A 562-nucleotide genomic window follows, 5' to 3' on the forward strand; every position below is an offset into this window, starting at 1 on the left:
GGAATGAAGGAATGGCTTCAAGCAACATGCGTAACTATGCATGGTTGTTTAATAGCGGACGCAACGCAGCCAAAGAAGTATTCCCAGATGCCAAGGTCATTGTCCATTTAGCAAACTGTCACGACAATGCTAATTTCCGATGGATTCTTGATGGCTTACAATCCAACAGTGCTTGGTGGGATGTTATTGGCGCATCGTCCTATCCCAAGAATGCTACTGGCCTTACTTGGCAAGAAGCAAACAATCAATGCCTCTCTAATCTCAATGACATGGTCGAACGCTACGGAACGGAAGTGATGATCACTGAAATTGGCGTGCCTTGGGATGAGCCTCAAGCAAAGACTATCGTTGCCGATATGATCCAAAAAGTACGTAATGTTAATCAAGATAAAGGCATTGGGATTTTCTATTGGGAGCCACAGGCATATAGTTGGCAAGGTTATACGTTGGGTGCATGGGATCCAAATACGCGCCAGCCTACTCAAGCTCTTGATGCCTTTCTTGAATGAGTAAAAACATAAAATATTTCTCAAGCCCCTCTTTGATTAGAGGGGCATATTCG

The 562-nt window shown here is 44.1% G+C and carries 1 protein-coding gene; it reads left to right on the forward strand.

Annotated features, from left to right (window positions below):
• Positions 1-509, forward strand: a 509-nt coding sequence (locus R7044_RS27180) for a glycosyl hydrolase 53 family protein (protein ID WP_225456223.1), incomplete at its 5' end; no start/stop codon positions are given.
• Positions 510-562: the final 53 nt, after the last annotated feature.

This window comes from Vibrio sp. 1402 (assembly GCF_033340275.1).